The organism is Rhodococcus sp. I2R (assembly GCF_020889545.1).
Classification (GTDB): Bacteria; Actinomycetota; Actinomycetes; order Mycobacteriales; family Mycobacteriaceae; genus Rhodococcoides.
In genome coordinates this window covers 1-25195 of sequence record NZ_JAHUTG010000017.1, presented here as the reverse complement: position 1 = coordinate 25195, position 25195 = coordinate 1, and the positions used below count along the sequence as shown (strand labels likewise).

The window sequence follows — 25195 nt, the reverse complement described above, 5'->3', positions numbered from 1 at the left end:
TCACCACACGAAGGCTCGATACTTGACGCCGCCTCGCACCTCTCCGATGTGCGCGGCGACCGCCCGCAGCCACTGCCCCTTGGATATGCCAGTGAGAACGCGCGGTACGAGTGGATTGGCCAACAGCAGCAGGCCCCACCACCGCAGCACACGGCGCACGTGCACCGGCGGACATCCCTGGGCGCGGTAGATCCCCTGCAACTGCGCGAAGCCGTATCCCAATTGGTAGGACTGTTTCATCAAGGGAATCAATTCGGCTCGCAGTCGGTATCCCACCAACGGTGTCTGTGCAAATGCAAAACGGTAACCATTCAATTGGGCCCGCCAGCAGAATTCGACATCCTCGCTTGCACGCAACTCGCAGCTCATTCCGCCGAGTTCCCGATATACAGACGCCCAACAACCGAAACTCGCACCGATAGCGTGCGGCAGAAATGGTGTTTTTCCCTGTTTTTCCGGGGGCGTGGTAGGCGTCCAGTCGAGCGCGCGCGGCGAATTGATGGATTCGGTCTCTATTGCTGTACCGACCACGTCGTTCTTTTCTGCCAGCTCGACGAGTGCGGAAAGCCACTCTGGATGCACTACGTCGTCGGCATCACAGAACGCGAGGAAATCGCCACGTGCCGCTTCCGCGCCGCGATTGCGGGCGTACGACGCCCCAGCGCGTTCTCCAGCGTCGATGTGCCGCACGGACAGCAGACCTCTCTGCGCATATTCGCGGAGGTGAGCCTGGAGATCGTCCTCGGAACCATTGTCCGCGACGATTACTTCGATCGGCCCCGTGTACGTCTGTTTGGCAAGCCCGTCCAACTGGTCGTCGAGATCGGGCAGACAATTGCGTGCGGGAATGACGACGGATACGAAAACCACTTCTTTACCATCAGGCGTGGAACCGTTTGCCGGCTGATTGTCGGACGCAGTTCTGCTCGTGTCGGTCATGACTGCTTCACTCTCTCGGGTGGTCGCGCATATCGACGATTTTAGAAAGATGAATTGCAGTCACACTATCGACAATAATGATCGTGCGCAGCGCGAACAATTCCCGGACAACTTTCATCTACCTCAAGCGTCCTGGTTATACCCGGTACGACAGCAGTGAAACAGGGACGGTCGCCGGGCGCGTGTTCGTCTCGGGCACACTGGACCGGGTGAAGCCCCTCGCTCGCGGGGAAAATTGCCCCGCTCCGACTTCGAAGATGACTGCCACGCTCGAGACGTCCACACGCGTGGACGTCTCGGCGCTGTTGCTCGGAACCGACGGCCGAGTTCGCTCGGACGCCGATCTGATCTTCTACAACCAACCCATAGGCCCCGGCGTCGAGTACCAGGCCCACGGCGGCTCTCATCGCATCATTCTCGACTGCGCGGCCATCCCGGCCGAGATCGTCACCGTCGCAATAACCGCCTCGCTCGACGGAACTGGACCGCCGACGTTCGCAGATGCTGGGCCGGTATCGACGACGATCGCCGATGCCGCCGGCACACCGTTTGCTTCCTACCGCGCCGACGCGCTCGGACAGGAGAATGCCCTGGTATGCCTCGAGATCTACCGACGCGGCGACGCGTGGAAGGTACGCGCAATCGGTCAGGGTTTTCTCGACGGCCTAGCCGGGCTGGCGACGGCTTACGGCATCGAGATCGAGAGCCCGGACGAGGACGAGGACCAGAGCGCACCCTTCGCAACCGCACCTCCGACCGGTGCCGGACAGAGCAGCATCCCGCCACTCCCCTCCGCCACGACAGAAGGGTCCACACCCGTGAGAAGTGAACTGTTCGCGCCCGCACACGCCGAGGTTCCCGGCGCCGGCATCCAGAAGCAGGGCAGCAAGATGTGCCGTGTGGGGATGAACGGCGAGATCATGGCCCGCGCAGGGTCGATGGTCGCGTACCAGGGCGATCTGAAGTTCGAGGCCAAGGGGGCGGGCGGTATCGGACGCGCTTTCAAGCAGGCACTGTCCGGTGAAGGCGTTCCGCTCATGACGGTGTCCGGACGCGGCGACCTCTTTCTGGCAAACGCTGCTCAGGACGTCCACCTGATCGATCTCGACGGCACCGACGGCCTCACCATCAACGGTGCGAACGTGTTGGCGTTCGATTCGTCCCTGTCCTACGACGTCAAGCGAGTACAAGGCGCGGCGTCGGGGGGCAATGCGGGCTTCTTCAATTGCGTGTTCACCGGTCGCGGTCGAATCGCCATCACGACCGACGGGGTTCCCGTTGTCCTGCAGGTCGACCAGGCCACGTTCGCCGATCCGCAGGCGGCAGTTGCGTGGTCGTCGAGCTTGTCTACCAGGGTGAAGAAGAATGACTCGTTCGGTCTCGGGACCTTGATCGGACGTTCCACCGGCGAGCGCTTCACGCTCGAGTTCGTCGGCCGAGGCTTCGTCGTGGTGCAACCGTCCGAGCAACCGCCGGGCGGGATTATCGGCGGCTCCGGCAGTGGTGAACAAGCTGGCGTCGGCGGTGCGCTCGGCGGGCTGCTCGGACGCTAGAGCACGAGAAAGGCGCTGGACGAAAACCTGCCTCGAACACGACAATGCCCGCCCCCAGAACGGGAGCGGGCATTGTCGCAGCGAATTGCTTACTTGGCCTTTTCGAGGACCTCGACCAGTCGCCAGTGCTTCGTGGCGGACAGCGGGCGGGTCTCCATGAGCTGAACGCGATCGCCTACTCCGGCGTCGCCCTTCTCGTCATGTGCCTTGACCTTGGTGGTACGACGGATGATCTTGCTGTAGAGGGGGTGCTTGACCCTGTCCTCGAGCTCGACCACGATCGTCTTTTCCATCTTGTCGGATACGACATAGCCGATCCGGATCTTACGGTTGTTGCGCTCTTCTGTCACAGTGTTTTCCTCGCTCATGCCGCGTCACCTGCAGTGTCGTCGGCGGGACCTGTCGCCAGGCCGAGCTCACGTTCACGCAGAACGGTGTAGATGCGCGCGATCTCGTGACGAACGGTGCGCAGTCGACGGTTGTTGTCCAGCTGGCCGGTAGCCATCTGAAAACGAAGGTTGAACAGCTCTTCCTTCGACTCACGCAGCTTGGTGACCAGCTCTTCACCGGTGAGCTCGCGGAGCTCTGCGGCTGGGGTTCCAGTAGCCATCAGAACTGCTCCTCCCTGGTGATAATGCGTGCCTTCATCGGCAGCTTGTGAATTGCGCGGGTGAGCGCCTGACGTGCAGTGGCCTCGTCCGGGAACGAGAGCTCGAACATCACGCGACCCGGCTTGACGTTCGCGACCCACCACTCGGGCGAACCCTTACCGGAACCCATGCGGGTCTCGGCAGGCTTCTTCGTGAGCGGGCGGTCCGGGAAGATGTTGATCCAGACCTTGCCGCCACGCTTGATGTGGCGAGTGATCGCGATACGAGCGGCCTCGATCTGACGGTTGGTGACGTAGGCAGGCTCGAGAGCCTGGATGCCGTACTCACCGAACGTCACAGCGGTTCCGCCCTTGGCAGCGCCCGATCGCTTCGGGTGGTGCTGCTTGCGGTGCTTGACCCGGCGGGGGATCAACATCGTCAGCCCTCCTTGTTCGGCTCGGTCGAGGCCGGAGCCTCTGCGGATGCCGCGCGGCCGGCTTCGGTGCTCGTCGCCGTGGTACCCGAGGCACCGGAGCGACGCGGACGCGAAGGACGCTCGCGGCGCGGGCGGTCGGCGCCTGCAGCGGGTGCTGCAGCGGCGAGCTCGCGCTTGCCTCCGACGATGTCGCCCTTGTAGATCCAGACCTTCACGCCGATACGACCGAAGGTGGTCTTGGCCTCGTACAGTCCGTAGTCGATGTCCGCGCGAAGCGTGTGCAGTGGCACACGGCCTTCACGGTAGAACTCCGAGCGAGACATCTCGGCGCCGCCGAGACGACCGGAGCACTGGACACGAATGCCCTTGACGTTCGGCTGACGCATGGCCGACTGAATGGCCTTACGCATCGCGCGACGGAATGCGACGCGGTTGCTGAGCTGCTCTGCAACACCCTGGGCCACGAGCTGAGCCTCGGACTCAGCGTTCTTGACCTCGAGGATGTTGAGCTGAACCTGCTTGCCGGTCAGCTTCTCGAGAGCTCCGCGGATGCGGTCTGCCTCGGCGCCACGACGACCGATGACGATGCCGGGGCGTGCCGTATGGATGTCCACGCGAACACGGTCACGGGTGCGCTCGATCTCGACCTTGGCGATGCCCGCACGCTCCATGCCGGTGGCCAGGAGCTTGCGGATCGCGACGTCTTCCTTCACATACTCCGCGTACTGCTTGTCTGCGTACCAGCGCGACTTCCAATCGGTGGTGATACCCAAGCGGAAGCCGTGCGGGTTGATTTTCTGACCCACTACTGAGCCCCTTCCTTGGATGCCTGGCCCTTACGGCGGTTACGGCTGGTTCCACCGGTCTTGGGCAGGCTCTCGACGATCACCGTGATGTGGCTCGTGCGCTTGCGGATCCGGAATGCCCGACCCTGAGCGCGCGGCTGGAATCGCTTGAGGGTGGTGCCCTCGTCCACGAATGCCGTCGCCACGATCAGAGTGCTGGGATCGAGATCCAGGTTGTTCTCCGCGTTCGCAGATGCGGACGCGATCACCTTGGCGACCGGTTCGCTGGCGGCCTGCGGTGCGAACTTCAGGATGTTGAGCGCATCCTCGACGGAACGCCCACGAACCAGGTCCACGACGCGACGTGCCTTCATGGGCGTGACGCGGACGTGCTTAGCGACTGCCCTGGCCGTCGGGTTGGCGGTTTCGGTGTTGCTCATCGCCTCTTCGCCTTCCGGTCGTCCTTGATGTGACCCTTGAACGTGCGGGTCGGTGCGAACTCCCCGAGCTTGTGGCCGACCATCGAGTCGGACACGAACACCGGCACGTGCTTGCGACCGTCGTGGACGGCGAACGTGTGACCGATGAAATCGGGAAGAATTGTCGAGCGACGGGACCAGGTCTTGATGACCTGCTTGGTCCCCTTATCGTTCTGAACGTCGACCTTCGCGAGGAGGTGATCGTCTACGAACGGGCCTTTCTTCAGGCTGCGTGGCATTCTGAACTCCCTCCTAGCGCTTGTTCTTGCCGGTACGGCGACGACGGACGATGAGCTTGTCGCTCGCCTTCTTCTTACTGCGGGTACGGCCTTCGGCCTGTCCCCACGGGCTGACCGGGTGGCGTCCACCGGAAGTCTTGCCCTCACCACCACCGTGTGGGTGGTCGACCGGGTTCATGACGACACCACGGACGGTTGGGCGCTTGCCCTTCCAGCGCATACGGCCGGCCTTGCCCCAGTTGATGTTCGACTGCTCGGCGTTACCGACCTCGCCGACGGTTGCGCGGCAGCGCACGTCGACGCGACGGATCTCGCCGGAGGGCATACGCAGGGTGGCGTAGGGGCCTTCCTTGCCGAGGAGCTGGATGCTCGAACCGGCAGAGCGGGCCATCTTCGCGCCGCCGCCCGGACGGAGCTCGACCGCGTGGATGGTCGTACCCGTCGGGATGTTGCGCAGCGGCAGGTTGTTGCCCGGCTTGATGTCGGCGCCGGCACCGGACTCGATGGGCGAGCCCTGAGCGATGCCCTTCGGTGCCACGATGTAGCGCTTCTCGCCATCTGCGAAGTGCAGAAGGGCGATGTTGGCGGTGCGGTTGGGGTCGTACTCGATGTGAGCGACCTTGGCCGGCACGCCGTCCTTGTCGTTGCGACGGAAATCGATCAGACGGTACGCGCGCTTGTGACCGCCACCCTTGTGCCGGGTGGTGATACGACCGTGTGCGTTACGTCCACCGCGACCGTGCAGGGGGCGAATCAGCGACTTCTCGGGCGTGCTGCGAGTGATTTCCGCGAAATCGGAAACACTGGAGCCGCGACGGCCCGGAGTGGTCGGCTTGTACTTACGGATTGCCATGAGTCTTCTCGTCCTCTATATCCGAAGAGTCCCAGCCGCTATGCGACCGGACCTCCGAAGATCTCGATGGGCTTGCTGTCGGCGGAGAGCGTTACGAGCGCGCGCTTGGTGTCCTTGCGCTTGCCGTAACCGAATCGGGTCCGCTTGCGCTTGCCCTGACGGTTCTGCGTATTGACGCTGGTCACAGTGACGTCGAAAATCTTCTCGACGGCGATCTTGATCTGCGTCTTGTTCGAGTCCGGGTGGACCAGGAAGGTGTATGTGCCTTCCTCGATCAGTCCGTAGGACTTCTCCGAAATGACCGGCGCCAGCAAGATGTCGCGGGGATCGGCGATCGTGGTCACTTGCTTCCCTCCTCGTTCTTCGCAGGCCCTGCGATGAACGTGTTCAGCGCTTCCACGCTGAAGATGACGTCATCTGCTTCGAGCACGTCGTACGTGTTGAGCTGGTCGGGTGCGATGGGATGCACGCCTTCCAGGTTCTGGACGCTCTTCCACGCTGCGGTGTCTTCGCGACCGACGACGAGCAAGACCTTCTTACGGTCCGAGAGCTCGGCGAGGAACGTCTTGGCACCCTTGGTGGACGGAACCTGTCCGGCAACCAGTTCGGTGATGACGTGAATACGCTCGCTGCGTGCCCGGTCCGAGAGGGCACCGCGCAGAGCGGCTGCCTTCATCTTCTTGGGTGTGCGCTGGCTGTAGTCACGCGGCTGCGGTCCATGGACCGTGCCACCGCCGACGAACTGAGGTGCACGCGTCGAACCCTGACGGGCGCGACCGGTTCCCTTCTGGCGGTACGGCTTCTTGCCGCCACCGCGAACCTCGCCACGAGTCTTCGTGGAGTGGGTTCCCTGACGAGCAGCAGCGAGCTGTGCAACGACGACCTGATGCAGGAGCGCGATGTTGGCAGGAGCGTCGAAGATCGTGGCAGGCAGATCAACGGTTCCGTTGGTCTTGCCGCCGAGCTCCTTGACGTCCAGCGTCAGCTTGGTTTCGGTCTTCTTCTCGAGGCTGGTCATGCCCGTGCACCACCCTTCAATGCAGACTTGACGATCACGACGTTGCCGCGACGGCCCGGGATTGCTCCCTTGATCAGCAGAAGACCGTTCTCGCTGTCCACCTTGTGGACCGAGAGGTTCTGCGTGGTAACGCGGTCGCCACCCATACGTCCGGACATGCGCATTCCCTTGAACACGCGACCCGGAGTGGCGCAGCCACCGATGGATCCCGGACGACGGTGCACGGCCTGAGCGCCGTGGCTCGCGCCCTGGCCCTTGAAGCCGTGACGCTTCATCGTTCCGGCGAAGCCCTTGCCCTTGCTGGTGCCGGTGACGTCGACGAAAGCGCCGTCCTCGAACACAGCTGCGGTGAGCTCCTGGCCGACCTCGAACTGGGAAGCGTCGGCGACGCGGATCTCCACCACATGGCGGCGAGGCGTGACGCCTGCCTTCTCGAACTGGCCGGTGGTCGGCTTGTTCACCTTGCGGGGATCGATCGCGCCGAAGGCGACCTGGACGGCGCTGTAGCCGTCGCGCTCCAGCGTGCGGACCTGGGTGACCACGTTGGGTCCAGCCTTGATCACGGTCACGGGAACGACGCGGTTGTTCTCGTCGAAGACCTGGGTCATTCCGAGCTTGGTGCCCAGAATGCCTGTGGCAGGTCGATTCTTGTTATCAGTCATCGTTGTCTCCGCGCTCACTGGATGTTGACGTCGACACTGGCGGGCAGATCGATGCGCATGAGCGCGTCGACCGTCTTCGGCGTCGGGTCGAGGATGTCAATGAGCCGCTTGTGAGTACGCATCTCGAAGTGTTCGCGCGAATCCTTGTACTTGTGGGGCGAACGGATGACGCAGTACACGTTCTTTTCGGTCGGCAACGGCACCGGTCCGACGACGCGGGCACCCGTACGGGTGACCGTCTCGACGATCTTGCGCGCTGACGCGTCGATCGCCTCATGGTCGTAGGCCTTGAGCCTGATGCGGATCTTTTGTCCCGCCACGCTTAGTGTCCTTTTCTTGCCGCTTGTCGTGAGGCCTGCCGTTCGGCCTGCCCCACCTCGTCTGCACAGTCCCCGAGTCGCTCGACCGAAGCCGAAAGGACTCGAACTGCCCTCGTGCTCACACGACGAACCGAACGTTGGCGATCAGGAAAGACCCGATCCGTTGCCGCTGTTCATCTGTCATGGTTCTCCGGTCCACGCGGTCGGGCGTGTCGGATTTCTACTGACACTTCTTTCCGCTTGCTCTTCTTCGATGACCGTGAGCGCGAGGCTTCCGATGCATCTCCGAGCTGGTGAACCGGACGCACTCACGTGGAGTGCTGGTTCCGTTCTGCTTCAACCTGGTCGTGGCCGCACGAAGGCGCGTCCCGTGTCCAGGCAACCCGACCAGTATGCCGTACGCGGCCGTCGAGTTCAAATCCGGGGCGCACGGGCTGCGCACAGGGCTCATACCGGATATTACCGAGCGGTAAGGTCGACCGATGAACTCCACCTCACCCACCTACGGACAGACCTTCGGCCTCTGGCGTCGACTGCCCGACAACCTGCTGGGATCCGCGGTCTTCTCCGTCGGAATGTGTCTGCGAGTGCCCTACTTCGGCTCGGTACTCCCCCGAGTCCGCACATTGGAACCGGGCCGATGCACGGTGAGCGCGCCGAAATGGTGGGGCATTCGAAACCACCTCGGCACCTTCCACGCCATCGCCGCCTGCAATCTCGCCGAGGTCGCGATGGGGATGCTCGCCGAGGCCACAGTGCCCACCTCGCATCGCTGGATCCCCAAGGGCATGCAGGTCCAATACTTGCGCCCCGCAACGACCTCGCTGACAGCAACAGCCGAGTTGCCGCAGATCCCGGATTTCGCCGCGATCGCCGAGGGCGCCGATGTCGTCATTCCCGTCTACATCCGAGATCGCACAGGCGCAGAGGTAGTGCACGCGGATATCACCGTCTGGGTCTCCGCGGCACGGAAGCCGGTGACCGACTCGTCGTAAGGTTCAGCCCGCACACGCATACTCGAACGATGAGAAAGCACGACGCTGTTGTGGTGGGCGGTAATGGTGCGGTCGGTTCATTGCTGTGCCAGGCTCTCGCGCACGACGGGTATTCCGTCCTGGCGACAGACGTATCCGAGCGCACCTCCCCGTCCTCGCCGGAGGGGGTCGAGCACGAGGTCGCCGACATTCTGAATCCGTCGGCTCGATTGATCCAAGCAGCGGCCGATGCCCGTCTCGTGGTCTTGGCGGTCCCCGAGCACATTGCGCTCGGTACGGATCTGTCTCTGTTCGACAGGGTTGCGCTGGTGGTCGAAACACTGTCCGTCAAATCCGCGTTCGCGGCTGCCGTCGAGACGTCCGGCCGAGTGCACGCCGTCCTGGGCATCAACCCGATGTTCGCTCCTGCACTCGGATTCGACGGGCGTCCCGTGGCGTGCGTGAGACACCGCCCCGGTGTGGCCGCCGAGGACTTCGTCGCTCGCATCACGGCCTGGGGCGGACGAGTCGTCGACGTCGATTCCGACATGCACGATCGAGCGGCGGCCGCGACCCAGGCCTTGACCCATGCAAGCGTGCTCGCGTTCGGGTCCGCCCTGGGCTCGCTCGGCCTCGACCCGTCACTGGTCGACGCAATCGCGCCGCCACCGGCACGCACCTCGCTGGCATTGCTCGCACGGATCGCCGGCGGCGAACCCGAAGTGTATTGGGACGTGCAGGCCGGCAACCCGTACGCCCACCAGGCCAGAATGGCGCTCGTCGAAGCCGCGTCGCGGCTCGATGCAGCCGTCGGCAGTGGCACCGGCGAAGAGTTCGGCGCTCTGGTCGAACGGGCTGGTGCTGCCGTACCCGACGGCGAGTCGTATCGCAGACTGTGCGCCGATCTTTTCGGTATCGTTCGAGACCAAGGACCCGAGGGGAACCGATGACGATCCAGATGCCACAGCTACCCGAGCACGACCCGAACGACGCCGTGGAGAGTGCCGTTGTGTCGCGGTTGGCCGGTAACTGGGGCAAACGCGCCACCGTCAAGAAGCCGGAGCCCGACCTCGACGATCTGTTCGACCTCGCCAAGCACGACTACCCCGAGGCGTTGATTCCGTTCGCTGACCACGACGTCTACCGGGCTCTGCCGGAGACCACGCAGGAACGGATCCGCGCCTGGGGATGGATCGCGTTCAACAAGAACGTCATGGACGTGGAGCAGCACGTCGTCAACCCCGGATTCGCGCTTCTCGCTGCCGACGCCTTCGACACCGGAATGGGCGACGTTCTCGCTGTTGCGGTGACCCAGGCGATGGTCGACGAGCAATACCACACGCTGATGCACCTCAATGCCTCCGCGCTCACCCGGCGACAGCGCGGATGGGCGATGCCCGATGGAACCCTCCCCGTCAGCGCCACAGTTCGTCGCCAACGTGCCGCTCAGCTCGGTGCCGTCGACGAGTCTGCGGCCGCGCTCAGCACGCTCGCCTACACCACGGTCGCGGAGATCTCGATCACGTCCTACCTGGACCTGATCGAGGACGACGAGGCGATTCAACCCGTCAATCGCGCCACCGTGAAGTTGCACAACCGCGACGAGCACTGCCACGCCTCGATCGCCGACGAGATGGCTGCGATCGTGTTCGAGACGTTGAGCGCAGGCGATAGGCGTCACTTTCTCGGCGGGCTCGCCGCGGGCATGGACGCGTTCTCCAGCAACGACTTCGGTACATGGGCGGCCATCCTGCGCGCCGAGGGCGTCGTCGACGCCGACCGGATGCTCGCCGACACCGCCGCCGACGACACCCGCCGCCAGCTGGTACAGGACTACAGCGGGATCCGGTCGCTGTGCCGCCGACTCGACGTCGAGGACGAAATCGGGATCGCCTGGACGTAAGCGGGCGGCGGGCTACGCCTTTGCTGCGGGTAACGTTTTCGGCGGATGCCTGGATTGACTATGGGTAGGACAAAGTCCCACGATCGTCCGCACACTCTTCTCGACACCGACCGCACGGAGAATCGATGCCCTTACCCGAGGACGTAGCTGTACTGGTGGAGGACGTCCACAAGTCCTTCGACGACGTCCACGCGCTACGTGGGATCAGCTTCTCTGCGCCGCGTGGCAGCGTCCTGGGAATTCTCGGCCCGAACGGCGCGGGCAAGACCACCATGGTCAAGGTGCTCTCGACTTTGATCCGTCCGGATTCCGGTCGCGCCGTCGTAGCGGGACACGACGTCGCCGAAAGCGCTGCCGAGGTTCGCCGCTCGATCATGATGACCGGGCAGTACGCCGCTCTGGACGACACGCTCTCCGGGCGGGAGAACATCGAACTGTTCGGCCGCCTGATGGGCCTGGACAAGAAGGCCGCCCGCACCCGCGCACACGCCCTGCTCGAGGAATTCGACCTGGTCGACACCGGTAAGCGGCCGGTTCGCGGGTACTCGGGCGGGATGCGCCGACGCATCGACATCGCGTGTGGGCTGGTCGTTCGACCCAAAGTGGTGTTCCTCGACGAGCCGACGACAGGTCTGGACCCGAGGTCCAGGCAGGGCGTGTGGTCACTCGTCGAGGCCTTGAAGGCTCAGGGGATCACAGTGCTGCTCACCACGCAGTATCTCGAGGAAGCCGACGTACTCAGCGACAACATCATCGTGATCGACAAGGGCACCGTCATTGCCGAGGGCACCTCGGACCATCTCAAGGCGATGACTGGCGGAAACTTCTGCGAGGTGGTCCCGGTCGATCCAGACGAGCTCCCCGCCGTGGTCCGCGTGCTGGGCGAGCTCGTTCCGGCTGCGGTGGCCACCGATCTTGCGCCGGGTGCTGATCGACTGTCGATTCCGGCTCCGGACGGCGCGGCCACCTTGTCCGAGGTCCTGCGTCGCATCGACCAAGCCGGCATCGCGCTGGCCGATATCGCGCTGCGGCGACCCTCGCTCGATGACGTGTTCTTGTCACTCACCGGTCACACCAACACGGTTTCGACGCAGTGACGACGACAGCCCAAGATACGACGGTCGGTTCCGCTTCCACCCCCACGGTCGGCCGTGCGAGTGCGTCCAAGAAGCGGCGCTTCGAGCCCTCCGGCTTCGTTCAGTGGCGGGTGTTGACGGCCCGGACCGTTCGAACGATGGTGCGCAAGGGCGAACTGCTGGTCGCTGTCATCGCGCCGCTCATCTTCACCATCGGGTTCTACCTGCCGCTGAAGTTCGTCATGCAGTTTCAGGGCATCGACTACGCACAGTTCCTCATGCCGATCATCGTCCTACAGGCGATGGCATTCACGGCAATTTCGTCCGCGCAGCGCGCGTCGACCGAGGCAGCGACAGGTCTGTCCACACGGCTCAAGACCATGCCCGTGGTCATCGGTGCTCCGCTGATGGCTCGGATGTCGAGTGCGTTCATCCGATCGACGGTGACACTGACCGCGGCACTGCTCTTCGGCCACGTCATCGGCTTTCGCTTCAGTGCAGGCGTCGGGCAAGCACTCATGTTCGGCGCAATGGCATTGGCGATCAGTACTGTCCTGTCGTTCGGCGCCGACGCGATCGGCACCTTGTCGAAAAGCCCCGAGGCCACGAGCCAGGCACTGACGCTGCCGCAGTTGATCCTGGGCATGGCATCGACCGGATTCGTACCCGAAAGCGGCTTTCCCGAGTGGATTCGGCCGTTCGTGCGTAATCAACCGATCTCGCAGTTCTCCTCGGCCATGCGCGATATGGCAGAGGGGACCGTCACGTTCGCGGGCGTGTTCCCGGCCATCGCGTGGATCGTCGGTCTGACGGTCGTCCTCATTCCGCTGGCACTGTGGGCCAGCCTTCGACGGAGGGACTGACCTTGACCGACATTCAGCAGCGCCGAACCACGCAGAGCACGCTCGATTTCCCGGAACCCACCCACCCGTGGCCTGAGACGTCGATGGCGGCGCTGTGGACGCACAGCCTCATCCAATGCAAACGGCTGCTGACGCGCTGGCTACGCGACCCCACCACGATGATTCAGGCCGTGCTGTACCCGGCACTGATGCTGGTGATGTTCCGTGTCGTCCTGGGTAACTCGATCTCGATGGCGACCGGCCAACCGGCGGTGTACGGCCAGGTTCCCCTGATCGCCCTGATCGGTGCGATGTTCGGGTCGATCGTCAGTGCCGTGGGACTCAAGCAGGAGCGCAACAACGGACTGCTCGCTCGCTTCTGGACCCTCCCGACGCACCGCGCCGCCGGACTCGTCGGCCGGATGATGGCGGAGGTAGTCCGGATATTCGTCACCACCCTGGTGATCGTTGCCATGGGCTTTGCGCTGGGGTTTCGCTTCAACGAGGGCTTGTTGGCGGGTTTCGGTCTCATCCTGCTACCGATCGTGTTCGGGGTCGGCTTCGCGGTGATGGTGACGTTTCTGGCGACCGTCTCCGGCGACGCTCCCCTCGTCGAACTCGTCTCGATTCTGTGCACACTGCTGCTGTTCTTCAACTCCGGCTTCGTCCCCGTTCAGGCCTACCCGACGTGGTTGCAGCCCGTCGTCGCCGCGCAGCCGATGTCCTGCGCGGTCGACGCGATGAAGGCGCTGGCGCTCGGCGGTCCGACTCTGACCCCGGTATTGCAGACATTGGCGTGGTCACTGGGCATGGTGTTGGTGTTTCTCTATCCGGCAATCAAGGGCTATCGACGTGCATCGTCGACCGCATAAGCGTCACCACGCACCGAACGGTTTCATTGTTACTTTTCGGTCCATAGGAAGTTTCCGCCGATAAATCAATTGCTCCATGTCCACGCAACATGCATTCGGGCAAGTTTTCGCACCTAATCGGGGCCCTCGCTCGTTTCACTATTCCTCGGAACAAAACTGCAGCTAAAGGCCATAACGGCCGGTCGGCCAACGACGCATCAATTGACGACGCCGCCGAATATCGCCTTTACCGTCTACCGGGATTTGCAATTTGTGCCAGCTCCAGTAATGCTGGATTATCGAGATGTTTCGGGATTAGCGAATACACACATCCCCCGAATCCACACAGCCCCGGAATCCACACAGCAAGGAGTCAGAGTGAGGGTCGACTGCATGTCGCGTCACACCAGGACATTACTTTCGATCTTCTTTTCACTCCTCGTACTGGTCGGCGCGGTTGCAACTGCTCCCACGGCCGGAGCCCAGCCGGCCGCAACTCCTCGACTCGACTCGCTCGAACGAATGGGAGCCCCGCCCGAGGGAGCCAACGACTGGTCCTGCAGCCCGTCGGAAGCGCACCCGCGCCCTGTGGTCCTGGTACACGGCACCGACACGGACATGCAGGAGAGTTGGCCCGTCCTCTCCCCCGAACTCGCAGCCCAGGGCTACTGCGTGTTCGCCCTGAACTACGGCGCCATGCCGGTGATGTGGGACCACAGCCAGCTCGTGTGGGGAATCGGTGACATCGAAAACTCGGCCGCTGAACTCGCCGAGTTCGTCGACGCGGTGCTCGCAAGCACCGGCGCTGAGCAGGTCGACCTCGTCGGCCATTCGCAAGGCGGCACCATGGCACGGCAATACCTCAAGTTCAACGGTGGCTCGAATCCCACAGACCCGTCCGCAAGCAAGGTTCGCAACCTGGTGACGCTGGGAGCCACCAATCACGGAACGAACTTCAACGGCCTGCAACAGCTCTATCTGTTGGCCACATCGGTGGGAATCCCTCGCGACTTCACCTCACAACTCGTCTTCGGCGTCGCCGGCAGTCAGCAGCTCATCGGATCGCCGATGCTGCGCAAACTCAACGCCGGTAGCGAGGTCATGCCCGGCGTCGACTACACCGTCATTGCCACGCGGGACGACCAGATCGTGACTCCGCCCGAGCGCACCTTTCTGGACGACCGTGGGACGGGTCAGGTGACCAACCTGTGGGCCCAGGACCTGTGCCCGGGCAATACCGCGTCACACATGGGTCTCACGCGGGATCCGGATGTGTCGTACATGATCAGTACCGCGCTGGACCCGAATTACTCGAACACGAACCCACTGGTGTGCGCCGAATCCGAATGACATGTTGTATCAAGTCCACTGCAGGTCGCGGTCGAGTAGGGCGTAGAGCTCCTCGTTGAACGGTCGGTAGAACTCGGCCAGGCGGGCTCGAGACTCCGGGTCCTGGCGCGGCGCAGTCAGAGGGTTCTGATTGACCGCCTTGTGCATGGTCGGCGGCGTCGGCGGCAGCCCGAGAAACTCGTGAATCGAACACACGGTTGAAACCGGGTTCGCGAAGAAGTCCTCGGATTTGACGACGAGCACGCGATCACGGCCGAAGCGATCGAGCCACTTCGCTGTCGACTTGGCGTAGATGCCAGTTTGAAGCAGGGGAAATCCCGAAGGTGATGGATACGGCATCCCGGGGAAGAGATCGAGTGACATGTCCACGTACTCGGCATATGTCGCGTAGTACGGGATCCGCGATTGAGCTCGGCCGCCGAGAAACAGATCCCACTTGTAGTGGGAGTACGCACGCTCGACGGGGTCACGCAGCATCAGGATGATCTTGGCGTCGGGGCACGCCGCTCGATAGTTGTCCATCAGCGGGTGATGGTGCATCCACGGGGTGAAATACCCGGTGGATGCATGCCCGGTATCGGCCCGAACAGTGTCCATCTCGGCAACCGTCGGGTAGTGCGGACGCCATGTCTCGGGGCGGTCGGAGAATATTTCTTTCGACAGCGGCGGCAGGATCGACGGATGTTGAAACAGGTAGGTGGACAGATCACTCGTGCCGCTCTTGATCGCGCCGAGACATGCGAAGTCCGGCAGCACCCGGCTGCCGACGAGTGAGCGGTGTTTCAATCGCCACCATGGAGGGTTTCCCCAGTAGTGGGGCAATACCTGGTAGCGCAGCCCGCGCTTGACCGCGCCGGCGTAGTAGCCGAGCTTGTTGCCGGTTCCCTGCAGCTGCAACCGGTGGAAGGCGCTGATGTCGTACGGCTCCGAAAAAGCCGTCGAAGCGGAGCCCTCCGGTTCGGATGTCACTGGTTCCATTTCGGTGCGCCCTTCCGATAACCGACAATTCGCCGGCAGTGTCCGGGAAATGTTAGTTCGTGCAGCCCTACTGCGCACCGCTGTTCCCGATCCTCGGGTTCACGCCTCATCGAGCGTGTGCCCACGGCGCTGGCCGGTCGTCATCGGTTCGGACCACCGCCTCGAGTTCGGACCCGAATCCATCGAGCGACACCGCGGACGGTACGAACGCGTGCGTGACGTCGTATTCTTCGAGCACCGTCACCAGGTCAGCTTCCGTCGATGCAGGCTGCCCCAGCACGATCACTGCCGCCCCGAGCGCAGCTGCGACGGCCACACCGAACGCGTCCCAACCCGACACCGACTCGGCCGAACCACCGAGACCGGTCATCAGTCGCGAGTCGTAGCCGACGGACCACGCGTCCGCCTCTGCCAGCGCCCGCGCCACCAGCTCGGCGTGCGTAAGGACGTCCTGGCCGCGGTCGGAGACGACTACGAGCGCGTTTTCGTCTACAGACAGTTTTCCCGCTCGCGAGGCGTGGCCGATCGGCCGCGGCGACTGCGCTGCGATGGCCGCTCGGACCTCAGCATCATCGAGTGCGAAGCCGGATACTGTGCCGGTGGGGTGGCCCGAAGCCGCCGAGGCCGTGAGAACACAGTCCGCGCGGATCGATCGCCCCGAGTCGACCTGGCCGGCCACCTGGCCTACGACGACGACGGCACTCGCACCCGCACACCACACAGCCCAGAGAGCTACGACCCCGTCGACCGACATCGGCAGATCGACCTGCACGCGGTCTCCGGGGCCGATGCCGCGGGACGCCAGGTACCGTCCGAGACGGGCAGATCTGCCACCCAACTCCAGATAAGTCACCTCGTCTTCGGCGATCACCGCCGGCGCGTCCGGGTCCGCTTCGACAATCGCGTCGATCATGTCCGCGACGGTTCGGGCGTGCGGCAGTGTTGCTACCCCACCCGAGGTTGCTACCCCACCCGAGCCGTCGGATTCGGCTCGCTCGGCGGCAGTGCGGAGGTCGATGTCACGAACGAGTGCATCTGGCGTGCGAGCGAGCACGTCCAGCACTGCGAGCAACCGCTCTTCGAGCACGGCGACGGTGGCCGCATCGAAGAGGTCGGTGGCGTAGATCAGCGAGCAGTTCAGTTGCGGCCGGTCCGAATCGGGACCGACCGAGAAGACGAACTGCAGGTCGTACTTGGCCTCCGGATTCGGCATCTCGAGGCCGGAGATCGACAGGCCGGGCAGATCGAGGCTGGCGACGCCGTGATTCTGAAGCGCCAAAACCACATCGAAGAACGGAGACTTCGACCGGGCGCGCGGCGGGTCCACCAACTCGACGACGCGCTCGAACGGCACATCCGAATGCGCGAAGGCCTCGAGATCCACCCGACGCGCGATCTGCAGGACGTCGGATGTCGACACGTCCTGCGACACCGGGGTTCGCAGAACGAGCGTATTGACGAACATCCCCACGATATCGTCGAGGGCTGCCTCGCCTCGCCCCGCGACCGGAGTACCGACCACGATGTCCTCGTCGCCGGACAGCTTGGACAGCACTATCGCAAGGGCGGTGTGCAGGGCCATGAACAGCGTCGAATTGTGTTCGCGCGCAGTCTCGTGCAGCGCCCGGACCACAGCGCCGTCCACCGTGAACTCGTGAGTTCGGCCCAGTCCGGACGCAGATGCCGCTCGTGGGCGGTCGGTGGCGATGCCCGTCTGCGGCCTGATCTCGGCCAACGTGCGCTGCCAGAACGATTCCTGAGCGGACATGATCGAGGCAGGGTCGCTGCTCTCGCCGAGCACATCGCGTTGCCAGAGAACGAAGTCGGCGTACTGGACGTCGAGGGGCGCCCAGCCCGGTTCCTGCCCCATAGAACGCGCCGCGTAGGCCGTCATCAGATCCCGAGTCAGCGGGCCCAGGGAGAAACCGTCGATCGCGATGTGGTGGACGACCAGTACGAGTATGTGTTCGTCCGCCGACCGCGCCAGGATGCGGACCAGCACGGGAACTGAGGTGCTCACGTCGAAGCTCGTCCCGAGCAGGGTGCGCACCTGCTCGGCGACATCTCGGTCGCGAACGGGCACGGGAGTGGTGTCCCACTCGACGTCTGTCACCGACATGACCTGTTGCGAACCGGTTCCGCCGACCTCTGGATACCGTGTGCGCAGGGTCTCGTGCCTTGCGAGCACATCGGTGATCGCCTCCGCGAGCGCATCGGTATCGAGCTGCCCGCTGAGCCTGAGAGCGAGGGAGACGTTGTAGCTCGTCGATGTCGGATCGATCCTGTTGAGGACCCACATCCGCTGTTGCGCGAACGAGAGGGGAACGACCGCGGGACGAGGACGAGCGGACAGCTTCCCGGTGCTGCCCTCACCGACGGACGCCCCGAGGAGTGCGGCGAGCCCTGCCACCGTCGGAGCATCGAACAGAGATCGAACTGTGACCCGAGCGTCGAGTGCAGAACTCAGCCTCGACACCACGCGCGTCGCGATCAACGAGTTGCCTCCGAGAGCGAAGAAGTCGTCCTCGGAACCGACTCTCCCACAGCCCAATACGTCTTCGAATACTACGGCGACGATCTCTTCCACTGCGCCCGAGGGCGCCCGGAACACCCGAGAGCCTGCCTCCGGTTCGGGCAGGGCGCGTCGGTCGAGCTTGCCGTTGACCGTCAGCGGGATCGTCTCGACCGGAACGAAGGCCGAGGGCACCATGTAGTCGGGTACCTGAGCTGCCACACCGCGGCGGATGTCGTCCAGATCGAGCGAATCGCCGTCTACCGGAACCAGGTAAGCGACCAAGCGCGGTCCCGTCGGGTGATCCTCGCGGACGATCACCGCGACAGCCGAGACATCCTCGCGACCCGAGATTGCTGCTTCGATCTCACCCAGTTCGATCCGAAAGCCTCGCAACTTGACCTGATCGTCGGCGCGGCCGAGGTACTCCAACTCGGCTCCGCCGTGCGCGCTCACCCATCGCGCTCGGTCGCCCGTGCGGTAGAGGACATCGCCATCAGACCCGAAGGGATCGGCGACGAACCTCGTCGAGGTCAATGCCGATCGTCCCCGGTACCCCCTACTCACCTGGCCACCGCCGACATACATCTCCCCGGCGACACCGACGGGGACCGGCCGCAGGCGGCGGTCCAGCACGTAGGTGCGCAACCCGGGGAGCGGGACGCCGATCATCGAGGCCGATGGCGCGTCGTGTGCCGTCATGAAGCGGATCGATACGTGCACGGTGGTCTCGGTGATGCCGTACATGTTCACCAGCACCGGACCGCGCTGATGGTCCTCTGTCCCGTCGCCGCGCCGGGTCAGCCAATTCTCCAGACGTCGAGGTTCGAGGGCTTCGCCTCCGAAGATCACGTATCTGAGCGAGAACTCTGCATCCGGTAGAACGCGGTCGGCTTCGGCGAGCTGATAGAAGGCCGAGGGCGTTTGGTTGACGACGGTGACCCTCTCGTCGACGAGCAGATCTCTGAAAGCCTCGGGAGCGCGGGAGGTGTCGAAGTCGACCACGACCAGCGTGCCTCCGTGGATCAACGGCCCCCACATCTCCCAGACCGAGAAATCGAACGCGTAGGAATGGAACATCGTCCAGACGTCGTCCGCACCGAAACCGAAGGCGGGCTGCGTGTTCGAGAACAGACGCAGCACGTTCTCATGGGTGACGGCCACCCCCTTGGGAGTGCCGGTGGATCCGGAGGTGTAGATCACGTAGGCAACGTTCTGCGGCGTCAACGGCGCACGCCGGTCCGCATCCGTCAGCGGGCTTCCACCTGTGCCGAGAAGATCGATTGCGTTCGGGTCGAGCACCGGGACACCACCGAAATCGATGTCCAGCCCGGACGCGACGGCGACGATCGGCTTTGCGTCGTCGACCATGAACTGGATTCGGTCGGTCGGGTACGAGGGGGCGATGGGCAGGTAGCCGGCTCCGGAGGTCGAGACAGCCAAAAGGGCCACCACCAACTCGACCGACCGCGGAAGCGCGACCGCTACCAGGGTTTCCGGACCGGCGCCGAATGCAATCAGTTGGTGGGCAAGTGCACGGACTCGCCGCGCGATCTCGTCGTAGGACCACGGTCGCCCATCCCATCGCACCGCGGTGCGATCCGGTGAAGCAGCTACGACGGCGTCGAAGCGGTCGACGAGGGTCCCGATTGCCATCGGGTGGTCCGGGCTCGACGCGCTCCAGGTCTGCAGCAGGCGCGCGCGTTCGAACGGATCGACGAGTTCGATGTCGCCGACCGGTCGATCGGGTGCGTCGAGCAGTCCGGTCAGAAGGCGCATCAATCTCGCCCCCATAGCGTCGACCGTCGATCGATCGAACAGGTCGGTCGCGTAGACGAATTCGACATTCCACCCGGAGACACTTGCCGCGGAGTCGTGACTGTCCGAGACAGTGATCTGGAGGTCGAACTTCGCATGGACGGTGTCCAGTTCGATCCCGCCGACGGTCAGGTCCCCCGAGTTCGAGTCTGGTGCCTTCGAGGTTCTGGAACGTGTACATCACCTGGAACAGCGGGTGCCGCCCACGGGAGCGCTGCGGATCCACCACGTCGACGATCCGCTCGAACGGCACATCCGAGTGCGCGAACGCAGAGAGGTCGCTCTCGCGGACCTCGGCGAGCAAGTCGGCGAACGTGAGCGCGGAATCCACCTGTGTGCGGAGAACGAGCGTGTTGACGAACATGCCGATCATGTCGTCGAGCTCGGCGCTGCCCCGCCCCGCGACCGGCGTGCCGATGGCCACATCGTCGGTATCGGACATGCGCGCGAGCAGTACCGCCAAGGCACCGTGCATCACCATGAAGGGCGTCACACCACTTGCGTTGGCCAGGGCGGTGATCCGACGACGCAGTACCGCGTCGACGGCGACCGAGGTCGCTGCCCCTCGATACGACATTTCGGCCGGGCGTGGGCGATCGGTCGGAAGCTCGATCTCGTCCGGTAGACCTGCGAGCTGCCTTATCCAGTAGTCGAGCTGCGCGGAGGCAATCGAGGATGGATCATCTTCTGCCCCAAGGATCTCTCGCTGCCAGACCGCAAAGTCCGCGTACTGCAGTGCGGGACGCGACCAGCCGGGGGCCTGACCTGACGCGCGCGCCGCGTAAGCCTGGGCGAGGTCGCGTGTGAGCGGACCGATGGAGAAGCCGTCGACCGAAATATGATGGGCCACAACGACCAGTACATGGTACTGGGGGGACTCGCGAAGCAACGCTGCCCTCACCGGCACACCGGCAGTGACATCGAAACCACCGCCCAGCATCTCGAGTGCGCGAGGCCTCGCCTCTCCCGGGTCGATCTGCTCGATCTCCAAGACAACCGGATCCGAGGATACTGCGCCCGCAGCGAGTGGCTCGACCACCTGGTACCCCACACCGTCGATGTCGGGATAGACGGTCCGCAGGATGTCGTGGCGCGCGAGGACGTCCCGGAACGCCAGGACGAGCGCGTCGACGTCGAGTTCACCCTCGAGGCTGATGATCACCGGCACATTGTTCGCAGCGGAATCCGGGTCGAGACGGTTCAGAAACCACATCCGCTGCTGGGCCAACGACAGTGGCGCTGGTGTGTCGCGGTCGCGTCGGGCCTGCATCGGCTGCCGTCCGAACAGACTGCTCTCCAACGAGCTGCCTGCATCCGAGCCGGTAGCCCTCTCGTGCTCGATTCGCACAGCGAGTGCGTGGACGCTGGGAGCCTCGAACAGAGTGCGGAGGGAAATCTCGACGCCGAATGCCACCCCGAGTCGCGCGACCACCCGGGTTGCAATCAACGAGTTGCCGCCGAGGGAGAAGAAGTCGTCGTCCAACCCGATGCGTTCCACACCGAGCAGAGCTCCGAACGTTTCGGCGATCATCTCTTCGACCGGGGTCGACGGTGGACGGAAGGGACGAATCCGCACCGTCGGCTCGGGAAGTGCGCGTCGGTCGAGCTTGCCGTTGGGTCCGAGCGGGAAAGCGTCCATGATCACGATCGAGGTGGGCACCATGTAGTCCGGTAGTGCGCCGGCTGCCGTCCCGCGAACCTCGTCTGGGTCCAGCGTGAGCCCCGCCCTGCACACGATGTATCCGACGATCGTCTCGCCCACATCAGGATCGTCGACGAGCGTGACCACGGCTCGAGACACACCCGAATTCGTCAACAGCGCAGCTTCGATGTCACCCAGTTCGATGCGTTGGCCGCGTAGCTTGACCTGGAAGTCGCTGCGACCGACGTATTCGATCTCGCCGGCTCGGTTCCACCGAACGAGATCTCCTGTGCGGTAGAGCCTCTCGCCGCTACCGAAGGGGTTGGCGACGAACCGCTCGGCAGAGAGGTCGGCGCGAGAGGCATAGCCCCGGGCCAGCTGTACCCCACCGAGGTAGAGCTCGCCGATGACACCGGGCACGGCCGGCTTCAGGCGCCCGTCGAGGACGTGGACTCGGGTGCCCGAAACCGGGCGGCCGATCGGTACGACGACGGTATCGTCCTCGGTCACCTCGTGGAACGTGACATCGACGGCGGCCTCGGTCGGCCCGTACAGGTTCACCAACCGTGTCGACGGCAATGCCTGCACCGCGGCCCGTGCTGTTGTTGTGGGCAGCGCTTCGCCCGAGGCGAAGAGCCAGCGGATCGAGTCGATGTGGCCAACCGCTTGTTCCTCTGCGAACACCGCCAACATCGATGGCACGAAGTGGGCCACGGTGACAGAGTGCTCGCGCAGCAGATGCGCGAGGTAGGCGGGATCGCGCTGGCCTCCCGGACGAGCAACCACCATCCTGGCGCCGTACTGCAGCGGCCAGAACAGTTCCCACACCGAAACATCGAATGTGATCGGTGTCTTCTGCACCACGACGTCTTCGCCGCGCAAACTGTACTCGGACTGCATCCAGTTCAGTCGGTTCACGATTGCCCGGTGGCTGATCACGACGCCCTTGGGGCGTCCCGTCGATCCGGATGTGAACAGTACGTAGGCGGCGTTGTCGGGGCCACCGGCAGCCAGTTCGTTCTCGTCTATCGTGGCGTTCGAGTAGCGCCCCGGTGGGAGCGTATCGACTTCGACGATCTCGAATCCGTCCACGCCGAGGAGATCGCTCGAGGTCGACAGGATCAGCGATACATCGGCGCTGCTGAGCGCGTACCGAATTCGCTCGTGTGGCTGGTCGGGGTCCACGGGTAGGTACGCAGCACCCGCCCGGACCACGGCATAGATGGAGACCAGCATCTCCACCGACCGGGTGATCGCCACGGCGACGACGCACTCGGGCCCGATGCCCCGAGCGAGTAGATACCGGGTGAGCTCGTTCACCCGAGAATCGAACTGCGAGTAGGTGAGCGACTTCTCCTCGAAGGTGACAGCAACGGACTCGGGCTGCTGTCGTACTGCGGCGAGATAGCGGTCTAGCAGCAGTTCGTTGCTCTCGGGCGCGGCTGTTCCTACCCACCTCTCGTTGACGGCCATGGCCTCGTCGGTGGTCAGGATGTCGATGTCGCCGATCAGCGCGGACTGGTCGGCCACCATGGTTTCGAGAATTTCTCTGAGGCGCTCACCTGCGGTGACGATGGTGGCTTCGTCGAAGAGGTCGGTGAGATAGAGGAACTGCGCGAGCATGCCGAGCGGTTCACCCGCGCTGTCGAATTTCTCGGACACGGTCAGATACAGGTCGAATTTGGACAGACCGGTTTCGAGTTCGACTCCGGCGGCGCCAATGCCGGGGAGCTCGACCTTGCTTCGCTCGAGGTTCTGGAATGCCAGCATCACCTGGAAGAGCGGCTGTCGTGCCGTGGATCGCGGTGGATCGAGTACTTCGACCAAGCGCTCGAATGGAACGTCGGAGTGTGCGAACGCGTCCAGATCGATCTCACGTACTGCTGCGAGCAGGTCTCGCACAGAACGTGATCCGGTGATCTCGGTGCGCAGAACCAAGGTGTTGACGAACATACCGATGACGTCGTCGAGGGCGCGCTCACCGCGGCCTGCTATCGGAGTACCGATAGTGACGTCCTCGGTATTGGACAACCGAGCCAGGAGTACCGCGAACGCGGCATGCACGACCATGAACGGGGTGCACCCGAGTTCGAGTCCCAGCTCCACAATCGATCGATGCAGACGAGCACTGACAGCGAAAGAATGCACAGCACCGCGTTCGGTGGCGTGCGTGGGCCGCGGTCGATCGGTCGGCAGATCCAGTTGTTCGGGCACACCGGCGAGCCGAGAGGTCCAATAGGCTATCTGCTTGCTCATGACGGACTCGGGATCGGTTTCGTCGCCGAGCATATCCCGTTGCCACACAGCGTAGTCCGCATACTGGACCGCCAGCGGCCGCCACTGCGGCGGCGTTCCGGAGGACCTCGCCGAATATGCGGTGACGATGTCGCGCACCAGCGGGCCCATCGAGAATCCATCGGCTGCAATGTGATGGACGATGACGGCAAGAAGATTCTCGGCATCGTCGAGTCGATACAGGTGCGCTCGGAACGGCGCACTCTGCGCCAGTGTGAAGCCACGCGTGACCAGTGTCTTGATGCGTTCCAGTGCTTCGATTTCGGTGCACTCGTCGAATCCGAGCTCGAATGAGTTCGCCTGCAGTGGAACCACCACTTGATGCCCGACACCATCGATTTCCGGATAGATCGTGCGCAGCGATTCGTGGCGTTCACGGACGTCATCGATAGCTTTGGACAGCGTCTCGAAGTCGAGGTCTCCTTGAAGCCGAACGACGATCGGAATGTTGTAGGCAGCCGAGTTCGGTTCGAACTTGTCGAGAAACCACATGCGTTGCTGTGCGAGCGACAATGGAACGTAACGAGGCCGTCGTCCGGACACGAGGGGCAACCGTGCCCCCGTGCCTGCGACACGTGAGACGGAGACAGCCATGCCCTCGACGGTGGACGAGTCGAAGATCGTCCGCAACGGAATCTGTGCGTCCAGGGCGGCACCGATGCGTGAGACGACCTGCGTAGCAATCAGCGAATTACCACCAAGAGCGAAGAAATCATCATCCAATCCCACACCCGAAACCCCGAGAACATCAGCAAACACCCCCGCCACCACACACTCCACCTCCGACACCGGCTCACGGAACTCCCGCACCACAAACACCGGATCCGGCAACGCCCGACGATCCAACTTCCCCGCCGCACTCAACGGAAAACCATCCAACACCACAAACGCCGACGGAACCATATACCCCGGAAGCACCCCCGCAACCGACAACTCCAACACCCCGACATCCACCGAGGAGCCGGCGGACGGCACAACATACGCCACCAACTGATCGTGACGAACCAGCACCACCGCCTGCGCAACCACACCCTCAGCCAACAACGCCGACTCGATCTCACCCAACTCGATCCGCAACCC

At 63.7% G+C, this 25195-nt stretch carries 22 protein-coding genes and 1 pseudogene; 8 read left to right on the top strand and 15 right to left on the bottom strand.

Annotation, left to right across the window (positions count from 1 at the left end; all coding sequences use genetic code 11):
- Nucleotides 1-870, bottom strand: coding sequence for a glycosyltransferase family 2 protein (locus KVY23_RS17425; RefSeq protein ID WP_230557595.1), 870 nt, complete (start codon nt 868-870; stop codon nt 1-3).
- A gap of 269 nt (nt 871-1139) precedes the next feature.
- Here KVY23_RS17425 and KVY23_RS17420 point away from each other — a divergent pair, with 269 nt between their 5' ends.
- Nucleotides 1140-2492: an AIM24 family protein gene (locus KVY23_RS17420; protein ID WP_374108739.1), complete on the top strand. Its 1353-nt coding sequence runs from the start codon at nt 1140-1142 to the stop codon at nt 2490-2492.
- 89 nt (nt 2493-2581) lie between these two features.
- Here KVY23_RS17420 and rpsQ read toward each other — a convergent pair whose 3' ends face one another.
- Genes rpsQ through rpsJ form a run of 11 tightly spaced genes read right to left on the bottom strand, consistent with a single transcriptional unit; the run spans nt 2582 to nt 7874 of the window.
- Nucleotides 2582-2860: a 30S ribosomal protein S17 gene (rpsQ, locus tag KVY23_RS17415; RefSeq protein WP_075838828.1), complete on the bottom strand. Its 279-nt coding sequence runs from the start codon at nt 2858-2860 to the stop codon at nt 2582-2584.
- Nucleotides 2857-3102: a 50S ribosomal protein L29 gene (gene rpmC, locus KVY23_RS17410; RefSeq protein ID WP_019663551.1), complete on the bottom strand. Its 246-nt coding sequence runs from the start codon at nt 3100-3102 to the stop codon at nt 2857-2859. Before rpmC ends, rpsQ begins: the two co-directional genes overlap by 4 nt.
- Nucleotides 3102-3518 (bottom strand): 50S ribosomal protein L16, encoded by a 417-nt coding sequence (gene rplP / locus KVY23_RS17405; protein WP_075838827.1) that lies wholly within the window; start codon nt 3516-3518, stop codon nt 3102-3104. The genes rpmC and rplP overlap by 1 nt, the downstream gene beginning before the upstream one ends.
- A gap of 2 nt (nt 3519-3520) precedes the next feature.
- A complete protein-coding gene (rpsC, locus tag KVY23_RS17400) occupies nt 3521-4324 on the bottom strand; it encodes a 30S ribosomal protein S3 (RefSeq protein ID WP_206509626.1) in 804 nt (267 codons plus the stop codon).
- Nucleotides 4324-4743 (bottom strand): 50S ribosomal protein L22, encoded by a 420-nt coding sequence (gene rplV / locus KVY23_RS17395; RefSeq protein ID WP_230557593.1) that lies wholly within the window; start codon nt 4741-4743, stop codon nt 4324-4326. Before rplV ends, rpsC begins: the two co-directional genes overlap by 1 nt.
- Nucleotides 4740-5021, bottom strand: coding sequence for a 30S ribosomal protein S19 (gene rpsS, locus KVY23_RS17390; protein WP_008718309.1), 282 nt, complete (start codon nt 5019-5021; stop codon nt 4740-4742). The genes rplV and rpsS overlap by 4 nt, the downstream gene beginning before the upstream one ends.
- 13 nt (nt 5022-5034) lie before the next feature.
- Nucleotides 5035-5874, bottom strand: a complete 840-nt coding sequence (rplB, locus tag KVY23_RS17385) for a 50S ribosomal protein L2 (protein WP_075838824.1) — start codon at nt 5872-5874, stop codon at nt 5035-5037.
- 38 nt (nt 5875-5912) lie between these two features.
- Nucleotides 5913-6218: a 50S ribosomal protein L23 gene (gene rplW, locus KVY23_RS17380; RefSeq protein WP_068432316.1), complete on the bottom strand. Its 306-nt coding sequence runs from the start codon at nt 6216-6218 to the stop codon at nt 5913-5915.
- Nucleotides 6215-6892 (bottom strand): 50S ribosomal protein L4, encoded by a 678-nt coding sequence (rplD, locus tag KVY23_RS17375; protein WP_230557592.1) that lies wholly within the window; start codon nt 6890-6892, stop codon nt 6215-6217. Before rplD ends, rplW begins: the two co-directional genes overlap by 4 nt.
- Nucleotides 6889-7554, bottom strand: coding sequence for a 50S ribosomal protein L3 (gene rplC / locus KVY23_RS17370; protein ID WP_206509625.1), 666 nt, complete (start codon nt 7552-7554; stop codon nt 6889-6891). The genes rplD and rplC overlap by 4 nt, the downstream gene beginning before the upstream one ends.
- Before the next feature lie 14 nt (nt 7555-7568).
- The gene (gene rpsJ, locus KVY23_RS17365) at nt 7569-7874 is read right to left on the bottom strand and encodes a 30S ribosomal protein S10 (protein ID WP_003938093.1); all 306 of its coding nucleotides are present in this window, start codon (nt 7872-7874) and stop codon (nt 7569-7571) included.
- Nucleotides 7875-8356: 482 nt separating this feature from the next.
- On the opposite strand from rpsJ, the gene KVY23_RS17360 reads away from it, so the two are divergent.
- The 7 genes from KVY23_RS17360 to KVY23_RS17330 all read left to right on the top strand — a co-directional run bounded on the left by KVY23_RS17360 (nt 8357) and on the right by KVY23_RS17330 (nt 14870).
- Complete coding sequence (locus KVY23_RS17360; protein WP_230557591.1) at nt 8357-8869, top strand: hotdog fold domain-containing protein; 513 nt, start codon at nt 8357-8359, stop codon at nt 8867-8869.
- Nucleotides 8870-8898: 29 nt separating this feature from the next.
- The gene (locus tag KVY23_RS17355; protein WP_230557590.1) at nt 8899-9798 is read left to right on the top strand and encodes a prephenate dehydrogenase dimerization domain-containing protein; all 900 of its coding nucleotides are present in this window, start codon (nt 8899-8901) and stop codon (nt 9796-9798) included.
- Complete coding sequence (locus tag KVY23_RS17350; protein ID WP_230557589.1) at nt 9795-10751, top strand: diiron oxygenase; 957 nt, start codon at nt 9795-9797, stop codon at nt 10749-10751. Before KVY23_RS17355 ends, KVY23_RS17350 begins: the two co-directional genes overlap by 4 nt.
- Nucleotides 10752-10876: 125 nt before the next feature.
- Nucleotides 10877-11848: an ATP-binding cassette domain-containing protein gene (locus KVY23_RS17345; RefSeq protein ID WP_206509621.1), complete on the top strand. Its 972-nt coding sequence runs from the start codon at nt 10877-10879 to the stop codon at nt 11846-11848.
- Nucleotides 11845-12690, top strand: coding sequence for an ABC transporter permease (locus KVY23_RS17340; protein WP_206509620.1), 846 nt, complete (start codon nt 11845-11847; stop codon nt 12688-12690). The genes KVY23_RS17345 and KVY23_RS17340 overlap by 4 nt, the downstream gene beginning before the upstream one ends.
- An 11-nt stretch (nt 12691-12701) precedes the next feature.
- Complete coding sequence (locus KVY23_RS17335) at nt 12702-13541, top strand: ABC transporter permease (protein ID WP_230557628.1); 840 nt, start codon at nt 12702-12704, stop codon at nt 13539-13541.
- A 372-nt stretch (nt 13542-13913) separates the two neighbouring features.
- On the top strand, nt 13914-14870 hold the full coding sequence (locus KVY23_RS17330) for a triacylglycerol lipase (protein WP_268995227.1): 957 nt from the start codon (nt 13914-13916) through the stop codon (nt 14868-14870).
- Nucleotides 14871-14879: 9 nt separating this feature from the next.
- Here the strand turns inward: KVY23_RS17330 and KVY23_RS17325 are convergent, their stop codons facing one another.
- The 3 genes and pseudogenes from KVY23_RS17325 to KVY23_RS17315 form a co-directional block, all read right to left on the bottom strand.
- Nucleotides 14880-15848: a sulfotransferase gene (locus tag KVY23_RS17325; protein ID WP_230557587.1), complete on the bottom strand. Its 969-nt coding sequence runs from the start codon at nt 15846-15848 to the stop codon at nt 14880-14882.
- A 106-nt stretch (nt 15849-15954) separates the two neighbouring features.
- Nucleotides 15955-20289, bottom strand: a complete 4335-nt coding sequence (locus tag KVY23_RS17320) for an amino acid adenylation domain-containing protein (RefSeq protein ID WP_363325476.1) — start codon at nt 20287-20289, stop codon at nt 15955-15957.
- Nucleotides 20290-20389: 100 nt separating this feature from the next.
- A pseudogene (locus tag KVY23_RS17315) lies at nt 20390-25180 on the bottom strand (amino acid adenylation domain-containing protein); the annotation flags it as partial.
- Nucleotides 25181-25195 lie beyond the last annotated feature (15 nt).

Excerpts from the sequence above, each read along its gene's own strand:
- rpsQ (WP_075838828.1), bottom strand. The coding sequence starts at position 2,860 with ATGAGCGAGGAAAACACTGTGACAGAAGAGCGCAACAACCGTAAGATC.
- rpmC (WP_019663551.1), bottom strand. The coding sequence starts at position 3,102 with ATGGCTACTGGAACCCCAGCCGCAGAGCTCCGCGAGCTCACCGGTGAA.
- rplP (WP_075838827.1), bottom strand. The coding sequence starts at position 3,518 with ATGTTGATCCCCCGCCGGGTCAAGCACCGCAAGCAGCACCACCCGAAG.
- rplV (WP_230557593.1), bottom strand. The coding sequence starts at position 4,743 with ATGAGCAACACCGAAACCGCCAACCCGACGGCCAGGGCAGTCGCTAAG.
- rpsS (WP_008718309.1), bottom strand. The coding sequence starts at position 5,021 with ATGCCACGCAGCCTGAAGAAAGGCCCGTTCGTAGACGATCACCTCCTC.
- rplB (WP_075838824.1), bottom strand. The coding sequence starts at position 5,874 with ATGGCAATCCGTAAGTACAAGCCGACCACTCCGGGCCGTCGCGGCTCC.
- rplD (WP_230557592.1), bottom strand. The coding sequence starts at position 6,892 with ATGACCAGCCTCGAGAAGAAGACCGAAACCAAGCTGACGCTGGACGTC.
- rplC (WP_206509625.1), bottom strand. The coding sequence starts at position 7,554 with ATGACTGATAACAAGAATCGACCTGCCACAGGCATTCTGGGCACCAAG.
- KVY23_RS17360 (WP_230557591.1), top strand. The coding sequence starts at position 8,357 with ATGAACTCCACCTCACCCACCTACGGACAGACCTTCGGCCTCTGGCGT.
- KVY23_RS17355 (WP_230557590.1), top strand. The coding sequence starts at position 8,899 with ATGAGAAAGCACGACGCTGTTGTGGTGGGCGGTAATGGTGCGGTCGGT.
- KVY23_RS17350 (WP_230557589.1), top strand. The coding sequence starts at position 9,795 with ATGACGATCCAGATGCCACAGCTACCCGAGCACGACCCGAACGACGCC.
- KVY23_RS17345 (WP_206509621.1), top strand. The coding sequence starts at position 10,877 with ATGCCCTTACCCGAGGACGTAGCTGTACTGGTGGAGGACGTCCACAAG.
- KVY23_RS17330 (WP_268995227.1), top strand. The coding sequence starts at position 13,914 with ATGTCGCGTCACACCAGGACATTACTTTCGATCTTCTTTTCACTCCTC.
- KVY23_RS17325 (WP_230557587.1), bottom strand. The coding sequence starts at position 15,848 with ATGGAACCAGTGACATCCGAACCGGAGGGCTCCGCTTCGACGGCTTTT.